Origin of the sequence: Janthinobacterium sp. 1_2014MBL_MicDiv (assembly GCF_001865675.1) — a bacterium.
Taxonomy (GTDB): Bacteria; Pseudomonadota; Gammaproteobacteria; order Burkholderiales; family Burkholderiaceae_D; genus Janthinobacterium.
Genome location: NZ_CP011319.1, coordinates 5,456,146 through 5,480,868, shown reverse-complemented (window position 1 = coordinate 5,480,868; position 24,723 = coordinate 5,456,146). Strand labels below are relative to the sequence as shown.

19 protein-coding genes, 2 tRNA genes and 4 rRNA genes are annotated in these 24,723 nt (G+C 60.2%); 14 read left to right on the top strand and 11 right to left on the bottom strand.

Annotation, left to right across the window (positions count from 1 at the left end; translation table 11 throughout):
* Position 1 precedes the first annotated feature (1 nt).
* The 5 genes from YQ44_RS23730 to YQ44_RS23710 all read left to right on the top strand — a co-directional run bounded on the left by YQ44_RS23730 (position 2) and on the right by YQ44_RS23710 (position 7,476).
* A complete protein-coding gene (locus YQ44_RS23730) occupies positions 2–2,266 on the top strand; it encodes a xanthine dehydrogenase family protein molybdopterin-binding subunit (RefSeq protein ID WP_071325477.1) in 2,265 nt (754 codons plus the stop codon).
* A 13-nt stretch (positions 2,267–2,279) separates the two neighbouring features.
* Positions 2,280–2,858: a nucleotidyltransferase family protein gene (locus tag YQ44_RS23725; protein ID WP_071325476.1), complete on the top strand. Its 579-nt coding sequence runs from the start codon at positions 2,280–2,282 to the stop codon at positions 2,856–2,858.
* 147 nt (positions 2,859–3,005) lie between these two features.
* Positions 3,006–4,805, top strand: coding sequence for a M61 family metallopeptidase (locus YQ44_RS23720; protein WP_071326724.1), 1,800 nt, complete (start codon positions 3,006–3,008; stop codon positions 4,803–4,805).
* Between the two features lie 166 nt (positions 4,806–4,971).
* Positions 4,972–6,165, top strand: coding sequence for a GGDEF domain-containing protein (locus tag YQ44_RS23715; protein WP_232250984.1), 1,194 nt, complete (start codon positions 4,972–4,974; stop codon positions 6,163–6,165).
* Between the two features lie 105 nt (positions 6,166–6,270).
* On the top strand, positions 6,271–7,476 hold the full coding sequence (locus YQ44_RS23710) for a GGDEF domain-containing protein (RefSeq protein WP_232250983.1): 1,206 nt from the start codon (positions 6,271–6,273) through the stop codon (positions 7,474–7,476).
* On the opposite strand, the gene YQ44_RS23705 is transcribed toward YQ44_RS23710, so the two are convergent.
* From YQ44_RS23705 to rpe, 7 genes are all read right to left on the bottom strand, one after another.
* Complete coding sequence (locus YQ44_RS23705) at positions 7,427–7,900, bottom strand: energy transducer TonB (RefSeq protein WP_071325474.1); 474 nt, start codon at positions 7,898–7,900, stop codon at positions 7,427–7,429. The genes YQ44_RS23710 and YQ44_RS23705 overlap by 50 nt on opposite strands.
* A 20-nt stretch (positions 7,901–7,920) precedes the next feature.
* The gene (trpC, locus tag YQ44_RS23700) at positions 7,921–8,721 is read right to left on the bottom strand and encodes an indole-3-glycerol phosphate synthase TrpC (protein ID WP_071325473.1); all 801 of its coding nucleotides are present in this window, start codon (positions 8,719–8,721) and stop codon (positions 7,921–7,923) included.
* Positions 8,722–8,753: 32 nt separating this feature from the next.
* Positions 8,754–9,797: an anthranilate phosphoribosyltransferase gene (gene trpD / locus YQ44_RS23695; RefSeq protein ID WP_071325472.1), complete on the bottom strand. Its 1,044-nt coding sequence runs from the start codon at positions 9,795–9,797 to the stop codon at positions 8,754–8,756.
* A gap of 65 nt (positions 9,798–9,862) precedes the next feature.
* The gene (locus YQ44_RS23690) at positions 9,863–10,426 is read right to left on the bottom strand and encodes an anthranilate synthase component II (RefSeq protein WP_071325471.1); all 564 of its coding nucleotides are present in this window, start codon (positions 10,424–10,426) and stop codon (positions 9,863–9,865) included.
* 1 nt (position 10,427) lies between these two features.
* Positions 10,428–11,924: an anthranilate synthase component I gene (trpE, locus tag YQ44_RS23685; RefSeq protein ID WP_071325470.1), complete on the bottom strand. Its 1,497-nt coding sequence runs from the start codon at positions 11,922–11,924 to the stop codon at positions 10,428–10,430.
* A 260-nt stretch (positions 11,925–12,184) separates the two neighbouring features.
* On the bottom strand, positions 12,185–12,889 hold the full coding sequence (locus YQ44_RS23680) for a phosphoglycolate phosphatase (protein WP_071325469.1): 705 nt from the start codon (positions 12,887–12,889) through the stop codon (positions 12,185–12,187).
* A complete protein-coding gene (rpe, locus tag YQ44_RS23675; protein ID WP_071325468.1) occupies positions 12,889–13,563 on the bottom strand; it encodes a ribulose-phosphate 3-epimerase in 675 nt (224 codons plus the stop codon). The genes YQ44_RS23680 and rpe overlap by 1 nt, the downstream gene beginning before the upstream one ends.
* A 166-nt stretch (positions 13,564–13,729) precedes the next feature.
* On the opposite strand from rpe, the gene apaG reads away from it, so the two are divergent.
* Positions 13,730–14,104, top strand: coding sequence for a Co2+/Mg2+ efflux protein ApaG (gene apaG / locus YQ44_RS23670; RefSeq protein WP_071326722.1), 375 nt, complete (start codon positions 13,730–13,732; stop codon positions 14,102–14,104).
* 28 nt (positions 14,105–14,132) lie between these two features.
* On the opposite strand, the gene YQ44_RS29175 is transcribed toward apaG, so the two are convergent.
* The gene (locus YQ44_RS29175) at positions 14,133–14,468 is read right to left on the bottom strand and encodes a hypothetical protein (protein WP_156894963.1); all 336 of its coding nucleotides are present in this window, start codon (positions 14,466–14,468) and stop codon (positions 14,133–14,135) included.
* Here YQ44_RS29175 and mltA point away from each other — a divergent pair.
* Positions 14,458–15,561 (top strand): murein transglycosylase A, encoded by a 1,104-nt coding sequence (mltA, locus tag YQ44_RS23665; RefSeq protein WP_335589240.1) that lies wholly within the window; start codon positions 14,458–14,460, stop codon positions 15,559–15,561. The genes YQ44_RS29175 and mltA overlap by 11 nt on opposite strands.
* 31 nt (positions 15,562–15,592) lie before the next feature.
* On the opposite strand, the gene YQ44_RS23660 is transcribed toward mltA, so the two are convergent.
* Both YQ44_RS23660 and YQ44_RS23655 read right to left on the bottom strand, forming a co-directional pair.
* Entirely contained in the window at positions 15,593–16,030 is a 438-nt protein-coding gene (locus YQ44_RS23660; RefSeq protein WP_071325467.1) for a universal stress protein, read from the bottom strand.
* A gap of 136 nt (positions 16,031–16,166) precedes the next feature.
* Positions 16,167–17,471, bottom strand: a complete 1,305-nt coding sequence (locus YQ44_RS23655) for an MFS transporter (RefSeq protein WP_232250982.1) — start codon at positions 17,469–17,471, stop codon at positions 16,167–16,169.
* A gap of 79 nt (positions 17,472–17,550) precedes the next feature.
* Between YQ44_RS23655 and YQ44_RS23650 the strand changes: the two genes are divergently transcribed.
* The 7 genes from YQ44_RS23650 to rrf (YQ44_RS23620) all read left to right on the top strand — a co-directional run bounded on the left by YQ44_RS23650 (position 17,551) and on the right by rrf (YQ44_RS23620) (position 24,208).
* Positions 17,551–18,327, top strand: a complete 777-nt coding sequence (locus YQ44_RS23650; protein ID WP_071325466.1) for an enoyl-CoA hydratase — start codon at positions 17,551–17,553, stop codon at positions 18,325–18,327.
* 379 nt (positions 18,328–18,706) lie between these two features.
* Positions 18,707–20,237: ribosomal RNA gene (locus tag YQ44_RS23645) — 16S ribosomal RNA — on the top strand.
* Between the two features lie 98 nt (positions 20,238–20,335).
* Positions 20,336–20,412: transfer RNA gene (locus YQ44_RS23640), tRNA-Ile, on the top strand.
* A gap of 18 nt (positions 20,413–20,430) precedes the next feature.
* Positions 20,431–20,506: transfer RNA gene (locus YQ44_RS23635), tRNA-Ala, on the top strand.
* Between the two features lie 257 nt (positions 20,507–20,763).
* Positions 20,764–23,653, top strand: a 23S ribosomal RNA gene (locus YQ44_RS23630).
* A 149-nt stretch (positions 23,654–23,802) separates the two neighbouring features.
* Positions 23,803–23,915: ribosomal RNA gene (gene rrf / locus YQ44_RS23625) — 5S ribosomal RNA — on the top strand.
* A 180-nt stretch (positions 23,916–24,095) separates the two neighbouring features.
* Positions 24,096–24,208: ribosomal RNA gene (gene rrf / locus YQ44_RS23620) — 5S ribosomal RNA — on the top strand.
* Together the 16S, 23S and 5S rRNA genes with 2 tRNA genes alongside form the textbook arrangement of a ribosomal RNA operon.
* A 60-nt stretch (positions 24,209–24,268) precedes the next feature.
* On the opposite strand, the gene YQ44_RS23615 is transcribed toward rrf (YQ44_RS23620), so the two are convergent.
* A complete protein-coding gene (locus tag YQ44_RS23615) occupies positions 24,269–24,613 on the bottom strand; it encodes a DUF1840 domain-containing protein (RefSeq protein WP_071325465.1) in 345 nt (114 codons plus the stop codon).
* Between the last annotated feature and the right edge of the window lie 110 nt (positions 24,614–24,723).

Below are 24,723 nucleotides of genomic sequence, written 5' to 3'. Positions count from 1 at the left end.
CATGCGTATCGAATGGTTGAATCAGGAAGCATTGCAGCATGGCGGAGTGACCCTGGGCGCGGCGCTGGCGTCGGCGCCGGTGGCGGTGGCCGATGGCGTGTCGCGGCGCGGTTTCATGAAGGCTGGTGTGGTGGCCGGCGGCGGCTTGATGCTGGGCTTTTTCCTGCCTGGCGCCGGCAAGCTGGCGCTGGCGGCCGATGGCGCCCCCGCCAAGCCCGTGTACGCGCCGAACGCCTTTTTGCATATCGCGCCCGATAACACGGTGACGGTGCAGGTGAACCGGCTGGAATTTGGCCAGGGCGTGCAAACGAGCCTGCCCATGCTGATCGCCGAGGAACTCGATGCCGACTGGGCGACAGTGAAGGGCGCGCTGGCGCCGGCCGGCGAGCAGTACAAGGATGCCGCTTACGGCATGCAGATGACGGGCGGCTCGGGCAGCATCGCCCACTCGTTTACGCAGTACCGCGAAATCGGCGCCAAGGCGCGCGCCATGCTGGTGGCCGCCGCCGCCGCGCAGTGGAAAGTCAGTCCCGACCAGGTGCGCGCCGCCAAGGGCGTGCTGCATGGGCCTGGCGGACAAAAGGCGACCTATGGCGAATTTGCCGACGCCGCCATGCGCCAGAGCGTGCCCGCCACAGTCAAGCTGAAGGATCCGCGCGAATTTTCCATCATCGGCAAGCCCGTGAAGCGCCTCGACGCGGCCGCCAAGTCGACCGGCAAGCAGCAGTTCGGCATCGACTTCAAGCCGCCTGGCGCGAAAGTGGCCGTGGTGGCGCGCCCGCCCGTGTTTGGCGCAAAAGTGGCGAAATTTGACGCCAGCAAGGCCAAGGCCATCAAGGGCGTGCTCGAGGTGCTGGAAGTGAAGACCGACCGTGGCGGCAGCGGCGTGGCCGTGATCGCCGACGGCTACTGGCCGGCCAAGCAGGGCCGCGATGCGCTGGCGATCGAGTGGGATACCAGTGGCGTGGAGAAGGTCAGCAGCGTCCAGCAGCTGGCGGCCTTCAAGGCGCTGGCGAAAACGCCGGGCACCGTCGCCAGACCTGCCGACATGGGCAAGCTGGCGTCGGCGCCGAAAAAGATCGAAGCCGTCTACGAGTTTCCCTACCTGGCGCACGCGCCGATGGAGCCGCTCAACTGCGTGGTCGACCTGCAGGCCGACAAATGCACGATGTGGGTCGGCTCGCAATTCCAGACGGGCGACCAGGCGGCGATCGCCGCCACCTCCGGGCTGAAACCCGAGCAGGTTACCCTGCACACGATGATGGCAGGCGGCGGCTTCGGCCGGCGCGCCGTGCCGTCGTCCGACTACGTGGTCGAAGCGGTCAACGTCGCCAAGGCTTGGCGGGCGGCGGGCAAGAGCGGACCGCTGAAACTGATGTGGAGCCGCGAGGATGACATCAAGGGCGGCTACTACCGGCCATCGCATGTGCACCGCGCGCAGATAGGCCTCGACGCCAAGGGAAAAATCCTTGCCTGGGACCACACCATCGTGGGCCAGTCCATCATGGCCGGCACGCCGTTCGAAGCGTTCATGGTGAAAAACGGCGTCGACGGCACCATGGTCGAAGGCATGGGCGAGCCGTACACCCTGCCGATGAAGCTGTCCGTGCACACGGCCAAGGCGAACGTGCCCGTGCTGTGGTGGCGTTCCGTCGGCTCGACGCACACGGCCTTCGTCATGGAAACCCTGATCGACGAGGCCGCGCACGTGGCGAAGATGGACCCCGTCGCCTACCGCAAGCAGCTGATCGACGCCAAGCATACGCGCCACATCGCCGCGCTGGACCTGGCCGTGGCCAAGTCCGGCTATGGCAAGAAGAAGCTGCCGAAGGGGCAAGCCTGGGGCGTGGCCATGCACGAATCGTTCAATTCCGTGGTTGCCTACGTGGTGACGGCCTCGGTGGTGGAAGGCGCGCCCAAGCTGCACCAGGTGTGGGCGGGCGTGCATTGCAACCTGGCCGTCAATCCCCTGACGATCGAGGCGCAAGTGCAGGGCGCCGCGCTGATGGCGCTGGGCATGACGATTCCCGGCGCCGCCATCACGCTCAAGGATGGCGTGGTGGAGCAGCAGAACTTCGGCGATTACCCCGTGCCGCGCATGCCCGACATGCCGGTGATCGAAGTGCACCTGGTGGCCTCGGGCGATGCGCCGACGGGCATGGGCGAGCCTGGCGTGCCGCCGCTGGCGCCCGCATTCGCCAATGCGCTGTTCGCCCTGACGGGCAAGCGCCTGCGCAAGCTGCCGTTTGACCTGGCGACCGCATGATGGCAGTGGTCTTTTGAGTACGGTCGGCATCTTGCTGGCAGCCGGAAGGGGACGCAGGTTCGACCCTTCCGGCGTACAGAATAAATTATTGCAGCCGCTGCCTGACGGCCCGTACGCGGGCTTGCCCGTGGTGGCGGCGGCGGCCAGCGCCATGCTGGCGGCCCTGCCGCGCGTGCTGGCCGTGGTGCGCGCCGATGACACGCAGGTGGCGCGCGTGCTGGGCGCGCTGGGCTGCGAAGTGCGCGTCTGCCATGATGCCGACATGGGCATGGCCGCCTCGCTCACCTGCGCCATCGAGCATGTGCGCGGCGCGCCGGGCTGGCTGATCGCGCTGGGCGACATGCCTTGGGTGGAAGCGGCTACAATCGCCGCCTTGTCGCACGCCATTGCCGATGGCGCGCGCATCGCGGTGCCCGTCTTCCAGGGCCGGCGCGGCAATCCCGTCGCGTTCAGCGCCGTTCACTTGCCGCTGCTGCTGGCGCTCGACGGCGACCAGGGTGCGCGCAGCATCGTGCGCGGCCATGCCGTGCGCGAAGTGGCGGTGGACGACAGCGGCATCTTGCGCGATATTGATACACCTGACGATTTGTAAGGCGGGGCAGTGGCGCTCCCGGGAAGACAGGCCAGACACGAGGAAAACATGAAGAAAGCACCGATCAAGAAAATCATCGCCAAGGCGGCAGCCAAGGCGAGCGGCAAAGTCACAAGCAGAGCCGCGGCGAAAACCGCAGTGAAAACCATGCCGGCTGCGGGCATCATCTACAGCATCGCCGCGGCCGACCTGGCCGGCCACATGTTCAAGGTGACCTTGACGGTCAAGTCGCCGGCAGCCATCGGCCAGGTATTTGCCTTGCCGGCCTGGATCCCGGGCAGCTACATGATCCGCGAATTTTCGCGCAACATCGTCAGCATCCGCGCCGAGTCCGAAGGCAAGGCCGTGGCGCTGACCAAGCTGGACAAGCACTCGTGGCAAGCCGCGCCGTGCAAGGGCGCCCTGACGGTGGAATACGACGTCTACGCCTGGGACCTGTCCGTGCGCGCCGCCCACCTGGACCAGAACCATGGCTTCTTCAACGGCACCAGCGTGTTCCTGCGCGTGCTGGGCCAGGAGGCCGAGCCGCATGAAGTGCATATCCTGCAGCCGAAAGACGCGGCCTGCAAGACCTGGAGAGTCGCCACCACCTTGCCGGAACTGAAGGCCAGGCGCTATGGCTTCGGCAGCTACCAGGCGGTCAACTACGATGAACTGATCGACCACCCGGTGGAGATGGGCGACTTCGCCCTGGCCACCTTCAGCGCGCATGGCGTGCCGCACGATATCGTCGTCACCGGCAAGGTGCCGAACCTGGACCTGGACCGTCTGTGCCGCGACCTGAAAGCCATCTGCGAAACGCAGATCACCTTCTTCGAGCCAAAGACGAAAAAAGCGCCGATGGACCGCTATGTGTTCATGACGATGGCCGTCGGCGACGGTTATGGCGGCCTCGAGCATCGCGCCTCGACGGCGCTGATCTGCGCGCGCGCCGACTTGCCGACGACGGCGTCGACCAGCACGGAAATCGGCGACGGCTACCTGAAATTCCTCGGCCTGTGCAGCCACGAGTACTTCCACACCTGGAACGTCAAGCGCATCAAGCCGGCCGCTTTCGCGCCGTACAACCTGCAGGCGGAAAGCTATTCGCCGCTGCTGTGGCTCTTCGAGGGCTTCACCAGCTATTACGATGATCTGATGCTGGTGCGCGCGGGCCTGATCGACGAGGCGGCTTACTTCAAGCTGCTCGGCAAGACCGTCAACAGCGTGCTGCGCGGCAGCGGCCGCAACAAGCAAAGCGTGGCCGATTCCAGCTTCGACGCCTGGGGCAAGTACTACCGCCAGGATGAAAACGCGCCGAACGCCATCGTCAGCTACTACACCAAGGGCTCGCTGATCGCGCTGGCCTTCGACCTGACCCTGCGCACCAAGACGCATGGCGCGAAGTCGCTGGACGACGTGATGCAGGCGCTGTGGCAGCGTTATGGCCGCGATTTCTACAAGGGCAAAGCGCGCGGCGTCACGCCGGCCGAAGTCGAAGCGCTGTTCGATGAGATTTCCGGCACGCGCATGAAACCGTTCTTCGAGCGCTACATCCGCGGCACCGATGATGTGCCGCTGGCGCGCCTGCTGGCGCCGTTCGGCGTCAAGTACAGCGATGCGCGCAAGGCGGAAAAAGCCAGCCTCGACGTCAACCTGGGCCGCGACGGCAACGACGCCAGGCTGGCGCAGGTGCACCAGGGCGGCGCCGCCCATCTGGCTGGCCTGTCGGCCGGCGACGTGCTGGTGGCCGTCGATGGCTTGCGTGTGACGGGCAACCCGGCCAACCTCGACACCTTGCTGGGCCGCTACGCGGTCGGCGCCAAGGTGGCCATCCACGCCTTCCGCCGTGACGAGCTGATGACGCTGACGGCCGTGTTGCAGGGCGACCGCGTGCCGGGTGTCAGCCTGGCCCTGTTGCCGGCGCCGAAAAAAGCCACGGGACCGAAGCGTCCAAGCGCCGCGTAATTTCTGGCATCTGTTGCCTGGGCCGGCAGGGAGGATAGTGCTACGCACAAGATTTCCCTGCCGGCGGTTGCCAGCCTGTTTTTCACGGTACAATTTCTCGCACGAAATTCCTCGTGCCTGCAAGCATGTGCGGCGCGATCCATCCGTTGACCGTGCCGACTCCTCCGTGAAACTTGATCCCGCCACCATCGTCCTGATGTCCACCCTGATGACGGGCGCCATGTGCGTGGTGATGTTTTCCGCGCAGCGCAGCTTCCCCCAAAGTGTGCAGGGGCTGCGCGAATGGGTGACAGGCATGCTGGGCCTGATACTGGCCAGCGGCCTGTTTGCCTTGCGCGGCAGGGTCGTGCCGGAACTCCTGTTGCCGGTGGCTAATTCCGTCCTGCTGTGCGGTGTCGGCATGCTGCTGATCGGCACGCAGCGCTTCTATGGCGTGCGCCCCAGCTGGCGTTTGTTTCACCTCGTGTGGCTGCTGGGACTGCTGGTCATGCTGTGCTGGCTGTACCTGCGTCCCGACTTTGCCATGCGCGTGGCGCTGTTCTCCTTTCTCATGCTGGCCTTGCATGCCGCGCAATTTCTTGTCATCGCGCGGCATGGCGAGCGCCATATTTCCACGGTTTTTTTTGGCCTGCTGGCCCTGGTGCAAACACTGTCGATGCTGCATCGCGGCTTGAGCGCACTGCAAGAGGGGGGCGCCGGCAGCGACATCCTGCATGGCGGCCCGCACCACAGCCTGTATCTGGCGATACTCGCTTTCATGACCCTGCTGCTGCCGGTCGGCTTCATGGCGGTGGCCACGCGCCGCCTGCAGACGATACTCGAGCAGCACTCCAACCACGACCCGCTGACGGCCGTCCTGAACCGGCGCGGTTTCGCTCAATTCCATGCGCGCGTCAGCGCGCGTTTGCGGCGTGCGGAGCAGTCGCTGGCTGTGCTGAGCATCGACCTCGATTTTTTCAAGGCCATCAATGACCGCCATGGCCATGCCGTGGGCGACCTGGTGCTGGTCGACGTGGCCGGCGTCATCCGCAGCGTCTTGCGCGACAGCGACGCGGTGGCGCGTTTCGGCGGCGAGGAATTTGTCGTGCTGCTGCCCGATACGCAGCTGGCGCGCGCCGAACTGGTGGCGCAGCGCCTCCAGGACACCTTGCGCCAGCCGCGCCCCGATGCCGCCCTGCCGCGCTATACGCTGAGCATCGGCATTGCCTGCCAGGCTGGAGGCGGGGAAACGTTGGACAGCCTGCTGCTGCGTTCGGACAAGGCGTTGTACCGCGCCAAGCAGCTGGGACGCGACCGTGTCGAAGTGGCGGAGAAGGCGCCGGCATCGTTGCAACAGCAACATCATATTTGCCTTCACTGAACTAAATTTTCCATAACTGAACTAAAATTGCTCTACAGCGCCTTGCAAAATCGTAGTCTCGAATTGGACAGGCGTCCCTATTGATTTCTTGGACTTTGCCAGACCGTGGAAACTCTCGACCCCCGCACCATCATGTTGATGACGACCCTGATGTGCGGGGCCATGAGCGTGGTCATGTTTTCCGTGTACCGCAGCTTCCGGCGCGAGGTGCATGGGCTGGGCCACTGGTCGGCCGGCTTGCTGCTGCTGGTGTGCGCCTCGTTCCTGTTTGGCGCGCGCGGCTCCCTGCCCGATGCGGTGGCGCTGCTGGGGGCGAACGTGACGCTGATGCTGGGCATCGGCCTGTCGATGCTGGGCACGGAAAAATTCTACGAGCAGGCGCCCAGCCTGCGCTTCTATCTTGCGGCGTGTTGCCTCGGCACCGCCGGCATCGCCTGGTGGCTGCTTGCGACGCCCGACTTTTCGCGGCGCGTGGCGGTTTTTTCCTGCATTGTCTTCTTTTTCTATGCGCGCCAGGCGCAGCTGGTGTACGCGTACGGCGAACGCCATTTTTCCAGCCTGTTCTTCGGCTCCCTGATGCTGGTGCAGGCGGGCGTGGTGCTGGCGCGCGGCTGCTCGGCCCTGCTGCATGGCGGCACCAGCGTGGACTTGCTGGTGACGGGCACGCTGGCCAGCATCTACCTGGCGGTGGCCAATTTCATGGCGCTGCTGCTGACGGTGGGCTTCATGACGGTGGCGACGCGCCGCCTGCAGATGATACTCGAGCGCCGTTCGACGCATGACCCGTTGACGCAGGTGTTGAACCGGCGCGGTTTCGGCGATGTGTACGAGCGCGAAAAGGCCAATTCACGGCGCAATCTCCGGCCCTTGACCTTGCTCAGCATCGACCTGGATTTTTTCAAGTCGATCAACGACCGCTATGGCCATGCGACGGGCGACAAGGTGCTGGCGCATGTGGCCACCATCATCGGCGGCGCCCTGCGCGAATCGGATTGCGTGGCGCGGTTTGGCGGCGAGGAATTCATCGTGCTGATGCCCGACATGGCGCCGCACAACGCGCTCGGCGTGGCCGAACGCATCCGCGCCCTGCTGCGCGAACCGAATGGACGGGGATTACCGCCATGCACGGTCAGCATCGGCATCGCCTGCCAGGCGTCGGTGCAGGAGGAACTGGACCAGTTGCTGTCGCGCGCCGATGCGGCCCTGTACCAGGCCAAGGAAAATGGCCGCGACCGCATCGAAGTCGATGTCTGCGAAGTGACTACTGTGGTCCGGACAACGTCCGCAGCTGGAAGCGATACTCGTCGTTGAACAAGAAGGTTTCGGAGAAATCGAGCGTCTTGTCGCGGCCGCGCATCAATTGGGCTGCGGGCGGGAAGGCAGCGGGCACGCGCCGCACGGCGGCCAGCGCCGCCTTCGACGCTTCGTTGTCGCGCGAACGGTGCACGCGGACATTTTTCAGGCTGCCATCGCGTTCCACGCTGAGGTCCAGCACGACGATGGCCGGCAGCATGGGCGGCAGGCGTCCGCTGAAGGTATGCTGGGGATTGGCGTCCATGATTTGCTGCGCCACCAGCAGCTTGTAGGCGTCGATGGTGGCCGGTGGCTGGACCGGCCCTGGCCGCGGCGTGCTCGCCGTCGGCGCGCGGGCCGGCGCCTGCGCGATGGGCGCGGGGGCCTTCTGGCACGCGGCCAGCAGCGTGGCGGCGGCAAGGACGGTCAGTAGCTGTCTCATGACCGCCAGACTACCACTTCTCAGGCGAACAGGCGTTCCAGTTCCACGCCAGGGTCGGGCGCACGCATGAAGGCCTCGCCCACGAGGAAGCTATGGACGCTTGCTTCGCGCATGCGCTGGACGTCGGCCGTGCTGTGGATGCCCGATTCCGTGATGATCAATTTGTCTTGCGGAATGCGCGGCAGCAGGCCGATGGTGGTCTCCAGCGACGTGTCAAACGTGCGCAGGTTGCGGTTGTTGATGCCGATCAGGGCGCTCTTGAGCTTTAGCGCCGCATCGAGCTCGTCGCCGTCGTGGCTTTCGATCAGCACGCCCATGCCCAGTTCGTGGGCGCACGCTTCCATCTCGGCCATCAAGCCATGGTCGAGCGCTGCGACGATCAGGAGGATGCAGTCGGCGCCCATGGCGCGCGCTTCATAGATCTGGTACATGTCGACCATGAAGTCCTTGCGCAGCACGGGAATGGCGCAGGCGGCGCGCGCCTGCTTCAGGTAGTCCACGGCGCCCTGGAAGAACTGTTCGTCCGTCAGCACGGACAGGCAGGCCGCGCCATGGGCGGCATAGCTGGCGGCGATGTCGGCCGGGCGGAAATCGGCACGGATGACGCCTTTTGACGGCGATGCTTTTTTGACTTCGGCGATGATGCCGGACTTGCCGTCGCCGATATGCTGGCGCAGGCTCGCCTCGAAATTGCGCAGGTCGGCGCGCAGGGCACGGTCGTTTTCCACGTCGCCGCGCAGGCTGGCCAGGCTGCGATGGGCTTTCGCCTTGGCCACTTCGTCGGCTTTCACGGCCAGGATTTTATCGAGTATGTCGGACATGATGGTCGCTGTTCTATCAAGGTGGCGGGAGGTTATGCTTGCGCCGGGGTGCCCAGCTGCTGCGTCACCTGCACGAATTGGTCGAGTTTTGCTATGGCGGCGCCCGAGCTGACGGCGGCGCGCGCGCGCGCCAGGCCATCTTCGATCGAGCTGGCGACGCCGGCCGCGTACAGCGCCGTGCCCGCGTTGAGGGCGACGATGTCGCTTGCCGCGCCGGGTTCGCCGCGCAGCGCTTCCATCATCTTGGCTTTCGATTCGACGGCATCGGCCACTTTCAGGTTGCGGCTGGCGATCATCTGCAAGCCGAAATCTTCGGGATGGATTTCATATTCGCGGATTTCGCCGTTGACCAGCTCGCCCACGAGGGTGGCGGCGCCGAGCGACACTTCATCCATATTGTCGCGGCCATACACGACGATCGCATGCTGCGCACCGAGGCGCTGCAGCACGCGCACCTGGATGCCGACCAGGTCGGCGTGAAACACGCCCATCAGAATGTTCGGCGCGCCGGCCGGATTGGTCAGCGGACCGAGGATATTGAAGATCGTGCGCACGCCGAGTTCCTTGCGCACGGGCGCCGCATGCTTCATGGCCGCGTGGTGGTTCGGCGCGTACATGAAGCCGATGCCCGTTTGCGCGATCGACTGGGCGATCTGCTCGGGTTGCAGGTTGATGTTGACGCCCAGCGAGTCGAGCACGTCGGCGCTGCCGGACGAGGACGACACGCTGCGCCCGCCATGCTTGGCCACGCGCGCGCCGGCCGCCGCCGCCACGAACATCGAGGCGGTGGAAATGTTGAATGTGTGCGCGCCGTCGCCGCCCGTGCCGACGATGTCGAGCAGGTTGGTGGTGTCGGCCATGGGCACCTTGGTGGAAAATTCGCGCATCACTTGCGCGGCGGCGGCGATTTCGCCGATGGTTTCCTTCTTCACGCGCAAACCCACGGTCAGGGCGGCGATCATGGTGGGCGACATTTCGCCGGACATGATCTGGCGGAACAGGTAGAGCATTTCGTCGTGAAAGATTTCGCGGTGTTCGATGCAGCGCAGCAGGGCTTCTTGTGGGGTGATCGGCATGATGCTTCCTTCTTCAATGATGGCGCAGGAGGACACTGACGGCACGCCGGGGCGTGCGCATGGAATCAGCGCTCGAGAAAATTCTTCAGCAGGGCGTGGCCGTGCTCCGAGAGGATCGATTCGGGGTGGAACTGCACGCCCTCGATATCGAATTCCCGGTGGCGCACGCCCATGATTTCGCCGTCGTCCGTCCACGCCGTCACTTCCAGGCAGGAAGGCAGCGAGGCGCGTTCGATCGCCAAAGAGTGGTAGCGGATCACTGTGAAGGGGCTGGGCATGCCTTTGAAAACGCCCACGCCCGTATGCGCGATGAGGGAAGTCTTGCCATGCATGACTTGCTTGGCGCGGATGACCTTGCCCCCAAACGCTTCGCCGATGGCCTGGTGGCCCAGGCAGACGCCCAATATCGGTTTCTTGCCGGCGAAGTGCTTGAGCACTTCCACCGAAATGCCCGCCTGTGCCGGCGCTTTCGGCCCGGGCGAGATGCAGATGCGGTCCGGGTTCAGCGCCTCGATCTGTGCGATCGTGATTTCATCGTTGCGGTAGACCCGCACGTCTTCGCCCAGTTCACCGAAATACTGCACGATGTTGTAGGTGAAGGAGTCGTAGTTGTCGATCATCAGCAGCATCTTAAAACCCTCCATCCAGGCCATCTTGCACTTGTTCGGCGGCGCGCAGCACGGCACGCGCCTTGTTTTCGGTTTCCTGCCATTCCATCTCGGGGATCGAGTCGGCGACGATGCCGGCCGCGGCCTGCACGTACAGCATGCCGTCCTTGACCACGCCCGTGCGGATGGCGATCGCCACATCCATTTCGCCGCCAAACGACAGGTAGCCGCAGGCGCCGCCGTAGATGCCGCGCTTGGTGATTTCCAGTTCGTCGATCACTTCCATGGCGCGCACTTTCGGCGCGCCCGTCAGGGTGCCGGCGGGGAAGGTCGCGCGCAGCACGTCCAGGTTCGACAGGCCATCCTTCAGCTTGCCTTCCACGTTCGAGACGATGTGCTGCACATGCGAGTATTTTTCAATGACCATGCGGTCGGTGACTTGCACGCTGCCCGTTTCGGCGATGCGGCCGATATCGTTGCGCGCCAGATCGATCAGCATCACGTGCTCGGCGATCTCTTTCGGATCGGCAAGCAGCTCGGCCGACAGCTCGGCGTCGCGCTCCGGCGTGGCGCCGCGCGGACGGGTGCCGGCGATCGGGCGCAAGGTGACTTTCTTGCCGCCGTCCGCCGTCTTTTCGTTGCGCACCAGGATTTCCGGCGAGGCGCCGATGATCTGCATGTCACCGAAATTATAGAAGTACATATACGGCGACGGATTGAGCGAACGCAAGGCGCGGTACAGGGTCAGCGGCGAATCGACATATGGCTTGCGGATGCGCTGGCCGATCTGTACCTGCATCAGGTCGCCCGCCATCACGTATTCATGCGCCTTGGCGACCGCCTTCAGGTAGTCTTCCTTGGAAAAATCGCGGATGGTTTCCGTGCGCACGGAAGCGCTGGTGACGGGGGCATCGACGCCGCGGCGCAGCATCATGCGCAAGTCCTTCAGGCGTTGCTGCGCTTTCGAAAACGATTCGGGCTGCGTGGTGTCGGCATACACGATCAGGTAGAGCTTGCCGGACAGGTTGTCGATGACGGCCAGTTCTTCCGTCACCATCAGCTGGATGTCGGGCAGCTTCAAGTCGTCTTTCGGCGCGCCGCCGGCGAGTTTCTTCTCGATGTGGCGCACGGTGTCGTAGCCGAAGTAGCCGGCCAGGCCGCCGCAGAAGCGCGGCATGCCGGGGCGCAGGGCCACCTTGAAGCGCGACTGGAACTGTTCGATGAAGTCGAGCGGATTGCCTTCGTGTTCTTCGATCACGACGCCGTTCTTGACGATTTCGGTGCGCTTGCCATAGCTGCGCAGCACGGTCGTGGCGGGCAAGCCGATGAAGGAATAGCGGCCGAAGCGTTCGCCGCCGACGACGGATTCGAGCAGGAAGGTGTTCTTGCCGCCTTGTTGGGCCTGTGCCAGTTTCAGGTACAGGGTGAGCGGGGTTTCCAGGTCGGCGAACGCTTCCGCGATCAGGGGGATGCGGTTGTAGCCTTGCTGGGCCAGCGATTTGAATTCGAGTTCGGTCATGTTTCTCTCCATGCCGTCAGGGTATGCGTGTGCATAGTGCACAAACCCTGCGGTGGGTTATCAAAAAACTTGCCGGTGCACGCTAAATGCGCAAAGTATGCGTGTGCAGCCGGCAGCAATCGTAACGGCTCGGCCCTTAGGCCTGCCAGGATTGCCAGCGTCGCCAAAGCCAGGCCTCAATCGAGCCGGTTTGGGTGACATTGTGTTTTTTGATGAGAAACGTGTTCACGATATGGTGTTGGGTTTGGTCAGTATGCCGGTTAATTTTGCATGCTAATAAAACGGGCTGCTTCGAGCAGTGTCTTTACTATACCATCGGAATCGGTATCGTGTATAGAGTGTCCGTGATTGTAGCCATACGGTACCGTCAAAACGGGGCAAGCCGCAGCCCGGGCCGCTTGCGCGTCATTCGAGGAGTCGCCGATGGCCACCACTTTGGCCGGCGCCAGGTCGAAGTCCGCGCACACTTGCAGCAGCGGCAGCGGGTCCGGTTTCTTCCTCGGCAGCGAATCGCCGCCGTAGACGATCTCGAAATACTGATCCAGATTTTTCAGTTTCAGCAGGGGCAGGGCGAAGGCGATCGGCTTGTTGGTGACGCAGGCCAGGCGCAGGCCCGCCGCCTTCATCGCCGCCAATCCCGCTTCCACATCCGGGTACAGGGTGCTGTACTGGCCATTGATGGCCAGGTAGTGGCGCTGATAGGCTTCCATCGCCTGTTCGAAGCGCTGTTCCACGCCGGCCGCATCGAAGTCGAGGGCGAGCACGGTGCGGATCAGGTTTTCCGAGCCCTTGCCCACCATCAGCTCGATGGCGTCGGCGCTGATGGGCGCGAGATCGAATTCGGCGCGCATGCCATTGATGGCGATGTGGAAATCGGGCACGGTGTCGAGCATCGTGCCATCGAGGTCGATGATGGCGGCGCGCACGCCGGCCAGTACGTGGTGCTTCACCGTGCCCGTCTGCATCAGGCGCCCGCTACCGCTGCCAGCTCGGCGCGCATGGCGTCGATGACGGCCTTGTAGTCCGGCTTGCCGAAGATGGCCGAGCCGGCGACGAAGGTGTCGGCGCCGGCGGCGGCGGCGGCGGCGATGTTGTCGATCTTGATGCCACCGTCGACTTCCAGCATGATGTCACGGCCCGATTCGTCGATCATGCGGCGCGCTTCGGCGATTTTCTTCAGCGCTTGCGGAATGAAGGACTGGCCGCCGAAGCCCGGATTGACGGACATGATCAGGATGATGTCGATCTTGTCCATCACGTGTTCCAGGTAGTGCAACGGCGTGCCCGGGTTGAAAACCAGGCCCGATTTGCAGCCGTTATCGCGGATCAGCTGCAGCGAACGGTCGATATGATGCGACGCTTCCGGATGGAAGGTGATGATGTTCGCGCCAGCCTTGGCGAAATCCGGGATAATGCGATCGACTGGTTCGACCATCAGGTGCACATCGATGGGCACTTGCACGTGCGGGCGAATGGCTTCGCACACGAGCGGGCCGATGGTCAGGTTCGGTACGTAATGGTTATCCATCACGTCGAAATGGATGATGTCGGCGCCGGCGGTAACGACGTTGCGCACTTCCTCGCCCAGGCGGGCAAAGTCGGCGGACAGGATGCTGGGAGCGATACGGAATGTAGTCATGGTGAAGTAGCCAAAGGATAGAAAATGCAAAGTTGCGCTATTTTACGCTTGACGCCGCTGCCATGCCTGATTGCAGCACGGTGAAACACAGAATACGCATCGCGCGATGGCCAGTGAGGCGCGCGCGACACACAATATGACTGGCAATGTCTGAATAGGAACGATGATGGCGACTTATGAATTTACGGTAACGGTCAAGACGCAGTACCTGCCTGAGCAATCGGCGCCCGAGCAGGGCCGCCATGTGTTCAGCTACACGATTCGCGTCGTCAACACGGGGACCGTCGGCGCGCAACTGATTTCGCGCCACTGGGTCATCACGGATGCGAATGACAAGGTGGAGGAAGTGCGCGGCCTGGGCGCCGTCGGCCACCAGCCGCTGCTGCAGCCGGGCGAGCAGTTCGAATACACGAGCGGCACCATGCTGGCCACGCCGCAAGGCTCGATGCGCGGCGAGTACTTCTGCGTGGCCGAAGACGGGCACCAGTTCGTGGCGGCCATCCCGGAATTCGTGCTGTCGCTGCCGCGCACCCTGCATTAAGAGCGTCAGGCCTGCGGGCCGTCGCCTGTCATTTCAGTTTTTCAGTGGCGTTTTTTTCTTCGCTCACTTGTTTGCGTGCTGGCGGCGTGGGTTTCTTGCCTGAATACATGGTCCACCAGACAATAAATGCCAGCAAGAAGAACGCCACCAACGCCTCAATCATCAAGATCCACATACGCACCCCTATGTTATTTACTCGCAGCTTCCATACCCGCAGCGCATTTACACGCGGTAGTCTACTCGTTTCAATCGGCGCCGTCGCGCTTGCCCTTTCTGCCTGTACCACGCCGCCCACGGCGCCCGCTGCCGCCGGCGGCAAGGCGCCCGCCATCGCCCCGAGCGTCGTCAAGCCCGTGCCGTCCAAGCCCGGTACGCCTGAAGCGAAGGATGCCACGGATGCGGCGGCGCCCACGTTCGTGCCCGCCAAGTTTGCCGCCTTGCCTGGCTGGGCCCGCGATGACTTGCGCGCCGCCTGGCCCGCCTTCATGGCTTCGTGCGGCGTGCTGGTGAAGCGTCCCGACTGGAAGGAATCGTGCACGATCGCGCGCCAGGTGAATGCCGACAGCGACAAGGCGATCCGCCTGTTTTTCGAAACCTTCTTTGTGCCAAATCAAGTCGTGGCCGCCGATGGCGTCAATACTGGCTTGGTGACCGGTTATTACGAACCGTTGCTGCATGGCGCGCGCAAGCGTGGCGGCCCATACCAGACGCCGCTGTACAAGGTGCCGGATGACCTGATTTCGGTGGACTTGGCCAGCGTGTATCCGGAACTGAAAAACATGCGCCTGCGCGGCAAGCTGGTCGGCAAGAAAGTCGTGCCGTACGCGACCCGCGCCGATATCGAGCGGGCCACGTCCGTCACCGGCAAGGAGTTGCTGTGGGTCGATGATGAAGTGGAGGCATTCTTCCTGCAAGTACAGGGTTCCGGCCGCGTACAGCTGACCGACACCCAGGAAACCGTGCGCGTGGCGTATGCGGAGCAGAATGGCCATCCGTACAAGTCGATCGGCCGCTACCTGGTCGACAAGGGCGAGCTGACCCTGAGCCAGGCGTCCGCGCAGGGTATCAAGGCGTGGATCGCCGGCCATCCCACGCGCAAGGATGAATTGTTCAACGCCAACCCCAGCTATGTATTCTTCAAGGAAGAGCGCTTGCCCGATCCGAAGGTGGGGCCGAAAGGCGCGCTGGGCGTACCGCTGACGCCGCAGCGCTCGGTGGCCGTCGATTCACGCTTCCTGCCGCTCGGTGCGCCCGTCTTCCTGTCGACCACGCAAGCCAATAGCGATATCCCGATGCAACGCCTGGTGATGGCACAGGATACGGGCGGCGCCATTCGCGGCCCCATTCGTGTTGACTACTTCTTTGGTTTTGGCGCGGAAGCGGCGGAGAATGCGGGCCGCATGAAGCAGAGCGGCGCCGTGTGGGTATTGCTGCCCAAGCAGGCGCCGGCGCGCTAAGGTTGCCTTGGCGGCGCCGGAAGGTGATGGTTTAGCGCAGGACCATGACTGGCAGGTGGGTATGCGCCAGCACTTTCTGCGTCTCGCTGCCGACGAACAGCTTGTTCAAGCCCTTGCGTCCATGCGAAGCCATCAGGATGATGTCGCAATGATAGGTTTGCGCCGCGTTGACGATTTCTTCGTGCGGACTGGGCGAGACGGCCACGACGCCCTCGAAGGGAATGCCCGCGGCGCGCGCGGCAACGCTGATCTTGTCGATGGCGCGCTGCGATGCTTCCTGCATTTGCTGTTCATACAGGCTGGCGTCGAGCACGATGCCGCCGTCCGCCATCGGCGAAAACGGGAACGGCTGCACCACGCTGATGGCGACCAGCTTGGCCTTGTTCAATTGCGCGAAGGTGATGGCCGTTTCGGCGGCCTTGTCGGACAGCGGCGAGCCGTCGGTGGGAAATAAGATGGTGTTAAACATGGCGTGCTCCTCAAGTGATGTCAGACAGCTTATGGATTTACCTCAAGCAAAACCTTGATGTAAATCAAACCTCGCAGGCTTAGACGTGAATAGTGTCGTCAAGGCAATCTTTCACAGTGTATGCCCGTTCTCCGCTTCAGGTGCGCACGCTACGCAGCGGCGTGCCCCACACCATGGCAATGGTCAGCGCAATGCTGCCGGCCGCAATGCAGGCCAGGCCGCTGCGCACGCCGAAGTGTTCGGCCACCCAGCCGGCGGCCAGCGCGCCCAGCGGCGCCGTCGCCACCGTCAGGAAGCGCATGGTTGAGGTCATCCGGCCCAGCATGGGGTCCGGCGTGACCTTCTGGCGCAAGCCCAGGTAGGGAATAAAGAACAGCATCACGCCGCAATCGAAAAAGAACATCAGGATGGCATAGGCCACGGCGCTGGCGGCCGCGCTGCCAAATAGCAGGGCAGGGATGCATGGCGTCAACGCAAAGCATAGCGAAGTCGACGCCAGTCCGATCAGGATGGTACGGCCGGCGCCGTAGCGGCGCGTCAGCGGCTTGACGATGAAGGCGCTCAGCAGCACGCCGGCGCCGCCGAGCATCTGCGTCATGCCCAGCACGCCCGGACTCATGCCCAGGTCGCGCGTGGCAAACAGGACCGTCAAGGCCATGCTGGCGTAAAACAGGAAATGCCAGATGCCGGCGCCCCAGGCCAGCGCACGCAGCAGTGGCTCGCGCCAGACAAACAGCAAGCCGTCGGCGATGTCGCGCAGGGCGTGCTTGTCGGACGGCGCGGGTCGTGGATCGCGCACGCTCATGGCGCGCAGATTGCATACGGAAACAAGGTAGCCGCACGCCGTGCACAGGATGGCGGCCGGTGCCGACAAGACTTGCACCAGCACGCCAGCCAGGCCGGGACCGATCAGGCGTGAGGCCGATTCTGTCGCGGCAAATTTCGACTGGGCGTCGATCAAGCCATCGCGGCCCACGAGGAAGGTCAGAAAAACCTGCTCGGCGCCGCCTCCCACGACGAAGCCCGTGCCGATAATGAATCCCACTATATATAACCAGGGCATCGACAGCACGCCGCACCAATACGCGACGGCCACGCTGGCCAGGGCCAGGCCCGACATGGTTTCGCTGAACAGCATGATCGGGTGTTTGCTGCGCCGGTCCAGCAGCACGCCGACGGGCAGGCCGAAGAGGGCGAACGGCAGCGCCTGCAGGGCGACCAGCAGGCCCATCTGTTCCGGTGTCGCATGCAGCAGCAGTACCGCGCATAGGGGCAAGGCCAGCGAGGTGATCTGGGCGCCGAAGCAATTGAGGCCATTGCTGAACCACAGGCGGCGAAAATTGACGCTGGCGGCGCTGCCGTCGCCGCGCAGGCGGCTGGCGCAAGACTGGAGGAAAGAGGAGAGAATTTGCCGCTCAATATAAGTAGTGATCAGGCTCACAATAATAGCAGCGCGCCTGCCGCGCCGCTGCCATTAGCCGCTACAATCGTCGCTACCGTGTTCATCCAGAGGAGACCATATGCAATACGAAGACCTGATCATCGACATCCAGGACAAAGTGGCGGTTATCCGCCTGAACCGCCCGAAGGCGCTCAACGCATTGAACGACAATATGATGAATGAGCTGGGTGATGCCTTGCTCAAATTCGACGCGGATGAGAATATCGGCTGCATCGTGCTGACGGGCAGCGAAAAAGCGTTTGCTGCCGGCGCCGATATCGCGGCCATGGCCGACTATACATATCCAGATACTTTTACGCAGGGCTACATCAGCCGCAACTGGGAGCATATCTTGCGCGTGCGCAAACCAGTGGTAGGCGCGGTGGCCGGCTATGCCTTGGGTGGTGGCTGCGAACTGGCCATGATGTGCGATTTCCTGATCGCTGCCGACAGCGCCAAATTTGGCCAGCCGGAAATCAAGGTCGGCGTCACGCCAGGCGCGGGCGGCACGCAGCGCTTGCCGCGCGCCATCGGCAAGGCCAAGGCCATGGACTTGCTGTTGACGGCACGCACTATCGACGCGGCAGAAGCTGAGCGCATCGGTCTCGTGTCGCGCGTCGTGCCTGCCGATAAATTGCTGGAAGAAACCCTGGCTGCCGCCAAGGCCATTGCCGCCATGCCGACCTCGGTTGCCATGATGATCAAGGATTGCGTCAACCGCGCCTTTGAAACGACCTTGACCGATGGCGTCGCCTACGAGCGCCGTTTGTTCCAGGCCGCCTTCGGCACGCCAGCACAAAAAGAAGGCATGCACGCTTTCCTGGAAAAGCGCTTGCCAAACTTCGACGGTCTTTGATATGATTCGCCTCCCCGATGAGACGCACTAGTTTGCGGCACAAAAGGGACGGCCTTCCGGGGCTGGGTAGTAAAAAAAGAAGGTTGACGAAATGCTGCAAACGCTTCATACTCTTCCTTCTTCGCAGCTGACAAACACAACGCTTTGTCGATAGCGCGAAAGCAGTAACCGAATACAGTTCTTTAACAATTAACAGTCGATAAGTGTGGGCATTTGATGTAAGTGCAGCGTCAATCTTCGGATTGGCGTAATACTTAAAATATCAAATGTTCACAAGAAATAATGAAATAGGATACTTCTTCGGAAGTAGCCTGTCAGTTTTTTGAGTGAGCGACCCGTCGCAAGACGGTGCCGGTAAAACGGCAAAGTAACAGAGATTAAACTGAAGAGTTTGATCCTGGCTCAGATTGAACGCTGGCGGCATGCCTTACACATGCAAGTCGAACGGCAGCACGGAGCTTGCTCTGGTGGCGAGTGGCGAACGGGTGAGTAATATATCGGAACGTACCCTAGAGTGGGGGATAACGTAGCGAAAGTTACGCTAATACCGCATACGATCTAAGGATGAAAGTGGGGGATCGCAAGACCTCATGCTCGTGGAGCGGCCGATATCTGATTAGCTAGTTGGTAGGGTAAAAGCCTACCAAGGCATCGATCAGTAGCTGGTCTGAGAGGACGACCAGCCACACTGGAACTGAGACACGGTCCAGACTCCTACGGGAGGCAGCAGTGGGGAATTTTGGACAATGGGCGAAAGCCTGATCCAGCAATGCCGCGTGAGTGAAGAAGGCCTTCGGGTTGTAAAGCTCTTTTGTCAGGGAAGAAACGGTGAGGGCTAATATCTCTTGCTAATGACGGTACCTGAAGAATAAGCACCGGCTAACTACGTGCCAGCAGCCGCGGTAATACGTAGGGTGCAAGCGTTAATCGGAATTACTGGGCGTAAAGCGTGCGCAGGCGGTTTTGTAAGTCTGATGTGAAATCCCCGGGCTCAACCTGGGAATTGCATTGGAGACTGCAAGGCTAGAATCTGGCAGAGGGGGGTAGAATTCCACGTGTAGCAGTGAAATGCGTAGATATGTGGAGGAACACCGATGGCGAAGGCAGCCCCCTGGGTCAAGATTGACGCTCATGCACGAAAGCGTGGGGAGCAAACAGGATTAGATACCCTGGTAGTCCACGCCCTAAACGATGTCTACTAGTTGTCGGGTCTTAATTGACTTGGTAACGCAGCTAACGCGTGAAGTAGACCGCCTGGGGAGTACGGTCGCAAGATTAAAACTCAAAGGAATTGACGGGGACCCGCACAAGCGGTGGATGATGTGGATTAATTCGATGCAACGCGAAAAACCTTACCTACCCTTGACATGGCTGGAATCCTCGAGAGATTGAGGAGTGCTCGAAAGAGAACCAGTACACAGGTGCTGCATGGCTGTCGTCAGCTCGTGTCGTGAGATGTTGGGTTAAGTCCCGCAACGAGCGCAACCCTTGTCATTAGTTGCTACGAAAGGGCACTCTAATGAGACTGCCGGTGACAAACCGGAGGAAGGTGGGGATGACGTCAAGTCCTCATGGCCCTTATGGGTAGGGCTTCACACGTCATACAATGGTACATACAGAGCGCCGCCAACCCGCGAGGGGGAGCTAATCGCAGAAAGTGTATCGTAGTCCGGATTGTAGTCTGCAACTCGACTGCATGAAGTTGGAATCGCTAGTAATCGCGGATCAGCATGTCGCGGTGAATACGTTCCCGGGTCTTGTACACACCGCCCGTCACACCATGGGAGCGGGTTTTACCAGAAGTAGGTAGCTTAACCGTAAGGAGGGCGCTTACCACGGTAGGATTCGTGACTGGGGTGAAGTCGTAACAAGGTAGCCGTATCGGAAGGTGCGGCTGGATCACCTCCTTTCTAGAGTTTGCACGAATCAGTAATGATTCACGCATCAAATGTTCACACTTATCGGCTGTTAGTAAGAGAAGAAACAGTAGTCGTAGTAGCACCGCGTTGGGGCTGTAGCTCAGCTGGTTAGAGCACCGTGTTGATAACGCGGGGGTCGTTGGTTCGAGTCCAACCAGCCCTACCAGTTAAGTAGTAAATCTCAGGGGGATTAGCTCAGCTGGGAGAGCACCTGCTTTGCAAGCAGGGGGTCGTCGGTTCGATCCCGTCATCCTCCACCAAGTACTTTGAAAGTGCAAACGTAAGCCGGTCAGTGACTGAGGTTTAGGTTTGATCTTTTAGCGATCAAAGCTGTTTCGTTCTTTAACAATCTGGAAGAAGTAAAGATTATTTATTGATTGAGTCTATACATGTAGCAATACATGAGACGGCTCAATGGGTAATGATTGTATGTATCAACAAACAAGCAACAACGTTGTACTTTCTTATCCCTGTAGCGCTCTTTGATTACTTCGGTAATCAGAGGCTAACGTTATAGGGACAAGCGAATAAGTGCACATGGTGGATGCCTTGGCGATTACAGGCGATGAAGGACGTAGTAGCTTGCGATAAGCTGCGGGGAGTGAGCAAACACACTTTGATCCGCAGATTTCCGAATGGGGCAACCCACCCTTTTAGGGTATTGCATACTGAATACATAGGTATGCAAGGCGAACGCGGCGAACTGAAACATCTAAGTAGCTGCAGGAAAAGAAATCAACCGAGATTCCCAAAGTAGCGGCGAGCGAAATGGGAAGAGCCTGTACGTGATAGTCGGACCGATAACAGAATCCTCTGGAAATAGGAGCCATAGTGGGTGATAGCCCCGTATGTGAAATCGGACCGGTGGTACTAAGCGTACGACAAGTAGGGCGGGACACGTGACATCCTGTCTGAATATGGGGGGACCATCCTCCAAGGCTAAATACTCGTAATCGACCGATAGTGAACCAGTACCGTGAGGGAAAGGCGAAAAGAACCCCGGAAGGGGAGTGAAATAGATCCTGAAACCGTGTGCATACAAACAGTAGGAGCGGACTTGTTCCGTGACTGCGTACCTTTTGTATAATGGGTCAGCGACTTACATTCAGTGGCAAGGTTAACCGAATAGGGAAGCCGTAGAGAAATCGAGTCCGAATAGGGCGATCAGTCGCTGGGTGTAGACCCGAAACCAAGTGATCTACTCATGGCCAGGATGAAGGTGCGGTAACACGCCCTGGAGGTCCGAACCCACTAATGTTGAAAAATTAGGGGATGAGCTGTGGGTAGGGGTGAAAGGCTAAACAAACTTGGAAATAGCTGGTTCTCTCCGAAAACTATTTAGGTAGTGCCTCAAGTATCACCATCGGGGGTAGAGCACTGTTATGGCTAGGGGGTCATTGCGACTTACCAAACCATTGCAAACTCCGAATACCGATGAGTGCGAGCTTGGGAGACAGACGTCGGGTGCTAACGTCCGGCGTCAAGAGGGAAACAACCCAGACCGCCAGCTAAGGTCCCAAAGATTGGCTAAGTGGAAAACGAAGTGGGAAGGCTAAAACAGTCAGGATGTTGGCTTAGAAGCAGCCATCATTTAAAGAAAGCGTAATAGCTCACTGATCGAGTCGTCCTGCGCGGAAGATGTAACGGGGCTAAGCCAGTCACCGAAGCTGCGGATATTGTTCTGTGATTTATCACAGATATATATGGTAGGAGAGCGTTCTGTAAGCCTGCGAAGGTGTCTTGTAAAGGATGCTGGAGGTATCAGAAGTGCGAATGCTGACATGAGTAGCGATAATGGGGGTGAAAAGCCTCCACGCCGTAAGCCCAAGGTTTCCTGTTCAACGTTCATCGGAGCAGGGTGAGTCGGCCCCTAAGGCGAGGCAGAGATGCGTAGCTGATGGGAAGCAGGTTAATATTCCTGCACCGTCGTATGATGCGATGGGGGGACGGATCGCGGAAGGTTGTCCAACTGTTGGAATAGTTGGTTTTTGGCTCATAGAAGGCACTTAGGCAAATCCGGGTGCGGAATTCAAGGGGTTGAGACGAGTGAACTTGTTCACGAAGCAATCGGAAGTGGTTCCAAGAAAAGCCTCTAAGCTTCAGTCATACGAGACCGTACCGCAAACCGACACAGGTGGGCGAGATGAGTATTCTAAGGCGCTTGAGAGAACTCGGGAGAAGGAACTCGGCAAATTGGTACCGTAACTTCGGGAAAAGGTACGCCCCGGTAGCTTGATTGGTTTACTCCATGAGGGTGAAAGGGTTGCAATAAACTGGTGGCTGCGACTGTTTAATAAAAACACAGCACTCTGCAAACACGAAAGTGGACGTATAGGGTGTGACGCCTGCCCGGTGCTGGAAGATTAAATGATGGGGTGCAAGCTCTTGATTGAAGTCCCAGTAAACGGCGGCCGTAACTATAACGGTCCTAAGGTAGCGAAATTCCTTGTCGGGTAAGTTCCGACCTGCACGAATGGCGTAACGATGGCCACACTGTCTCCTCCCGAGACTCAGCGAAGTTGAAATGTTTGTGATGATGCAATCTACCCGCGGCTAGACGGAAAGACCCCATGAACCTTTACTGTAGCTTTGCATTGGACTTTGAACCAATCTGTGTAGGATAGGTGGGAGGCTTTGAAGCGGGGACGCTAGTTCTCGTGGAGCCAACCTTGAAATACCACCCTGGTTTGTTTGAGGTTCTAACCTTGGTCCGTTATCCGGATCGGGGACAGTGCATGGTAGGCAGTTTGACTGGGGCGGTCTCCTCCTAAAGTGTAACGGAGGAGTTCGAAGGTACGCTAGATACGGTCGGACATCGTGTTGATAGTGCAATGGCATAAGCGTGCTTAACTGCGAGACTGACAAGTCGAGCAGGTACGAAAGTAGGACATAGTGATCCGGTGGTTCTGTATGGAAGGGCCATCGCTCAACGGATAAAAGGTACTCTGGGGATAACAGGCTGATTCCTCCCAAGAGTTCATATCGACGGGGGAGTTTGGCACCTCGATGTCGGCTCATCACATCCTGGGGCTGTAGCCGGTCCCAAGGGTATGGCTGTTCGCCATTTAAAGTGGTACGTGAGCTGGGTTTAAAACGTCGTGAGACAGTTTGGTCCCTATCTGCCGTGGGCGTTGGAAATTTGAAGGGGGCTGCTCCTAGTACGAGAGGACCGGAGTGGACGAACCTCTGGTGTACCGGTTGTCACGCCAGTGGCATTGCCGGGTAGCTAAGTTCGGAAGAGATAACCGCTGAAAGCATCTAAGCGGGAAACTTGCCTTGAGATGAGATTTCCCAGAGCCTTGAGCTCTTTGAAGGGTCGTTCGAGACCAGGACGTTGATAGGCTGGGTGTGGAAGTGCAGTAATGCATTAAGCTAACCAGTACTAATTGCCCGTACGGCTTGTCCCTATAACCTTAGCAGGTACAGAGGATGAGAAAGTAACGTTGTGAGTTGTTGATACCACTCATTACCCAAGTAATACCTCAATACATAATCCGCTTCTTCCAGATTTCGACACCTGTCGCCCCGTCGGGGACAGGCTGTCATACAAGTTATGCCTGATGACCATAGCAAGTTGGTCCCACCCCTTCCCATCCCGAACAGGACCGTGAAACAACTTTGCGCCGATGATAGTGCTGCAACCAGTGTGAAAGTAGGTTATCGTCAGGCTTGTTATACGCAGTAGAGAAAAACCCCGCCAGTGATGGCGGGGTTTTTTTTCGTCTGCCGGTTTTATCGCCATAAAAACCCTATTTTCACTCCCATCCTCAGGCAAATTCCTATATAATTCGCCTCCTCAGATCAGATGGTTTGCTGCCCCGTTGGGAGCAAGCTGTTGAAAAAGTTATGCCTGATGACCATAGCAAGTTGGTCCCACCCCTTCCCATCCCGAACAGGACCGTGAAACAACTTTGCGCCGATGATAGTGCTGCAACCAGTGTGAAAGTAGGTTATCGTCAGGCTTGTTATATAAAAAAACCCCGCAGACGCGGGGTTTTTTTTCGTCTGCAGCGGTCATCGGACTAGATGCCCCAGGTGATGCTTTCACCTTCCGCCTTGGCCGAGCGCAGCATTTCCATCAACGGATAGGCGCGCTGCGAAAAATGGACTTTTTGCGCACGCGCATGGGCGCCCGTTTCGCCATCTTCCAGCGTCTCTGGCGTATGCGCATCGTGCTCGATGTCGTTTTCGGGATGCAGTTTGCTTTCCGCGACTTCTTTTTCCAGCAGGGCCAGGGCATCTCCCGCTTCGGCAGGCGTGATGACGCCGCGCGTGGGGTTCTTGTGCAGGATGTCGAGGATACGCTGCGCATGTTCCTGGTACATCAGCACTTCAGGGGAGGATTTGGATTTGAATGAGATCAACATAAGCGCTTTCTGGAACTTGTTGTTAGTGTCGAAACAATATCACGACTTGAAACTTCACACAGGCCGTCCGTTTGCCCGGTTGGCACGATTGCAAACCGGATACTCCCATC